This is a genomic window from Oleiphilus sp. HI0086 (genome assembly GCF_001635225.1).
Map to the genome: position 1 here is coordinate 1 of NZ_LWFZ01001162.1, position 1,166 is coordinate 1,166.

Here is a 1,166-nt window from a genome sequence, read left to right on the forward strand (position 1 = left end):
AAGAGCGCTTAAGCCAAGCAGCAGATGAAGCACCTTCTCTAGTACTTGAGATCCTCAACGAGGTAAAAGCGACAGGCCAAGGCGACAACAAGAATATTCTTGTCGAGTTGAATATCGAAACCACCCGTCACCAGGAAATCCAGGTGATCGGTAATGGTGAATGGGCACTGGCTTTGGGCGGTCGTGATTGCTCTTTGCAGATGCATGAGCAAAAGCTGCTGGAAATATCGGTTACGACCGAAGATTTACAGCATGCGCTTACAGAATCTTTGCATCGCGGTAGTGAAGCCGAATCTAAAATCCTTAGCCAGGAGATCAAAACCCTTCAGGCGATGGAAAAAGAATCCGAAGTATTTGGTCAGGCAGTAGGCTTGGACAACGTATCCACCTTCGAGTGTATCGTTGACCGCGACAAACACTTCTTTATGGAAATGAACACCCGAATTCAGGTTGAACACCGCGTTACAGAGCTCTGTTATAGCCTGAAATTCGTCAACCCCGACAACGCTGATGACAGTTTTACGGTGCACTCATTGGTCGAGGCCATGGTATTACTCGCTGCACACGGCAAGCGCTTACCCAAGCCCGAGCGCGTATTGCGTCATAATGCTTCGGTTGAAGCCCGCCTTAATGCAACTAACCAAGCTTTGGCACCCCATGCAGGTGGTTTGATTGAACATTGGTCAGATTCGCTTGATGGCGAAATTCGTGACGACCAGGGTATTAGTCTTCACAACCCTGATACCGATGTATTCATGTCCTATCACTTGGCCGGTGCTTACGATAGTAATATCGCCCTACTCCTGACTGTTGGCAACAATCGTCTGGAAAGCTTTGAACAAATGTCTGAAGTACTTCGCCGCACTAAGCTGGAAGGTAAGGATCTAGGCACCAACCTTGAATTCCATTACGGCTTGGTCAACTGGATAATGGGCAACAATATTCATGCGAAACCAACAACCCAGTTTATCGTTCCCTATCTAACGGCTGTAGGCGCGTTAAAACAACAGGCACAGCAATACGACCTGAACCAGGTTTATGCTGAAGTGTGCCAAGCAAATATTGCTAGCCTTAAATCCAAGGACGACAAGACTGCAATGCAAAGCGTATTGCAACGCAAACACCTATTGCTTACACGTCCGGTTGAGCACTTAATGCTTGAACCG

General features: G+C 47.6%; 1 pseudogene. It reads left to right on the top strand.

Annotation, left to right across the window (positions count from 1 at the left end):
- Window positions 1–1,166, top strand: a pseudogene (locus tag A3756_RS20380) (hypothetical protein); the annotation flags it as partial.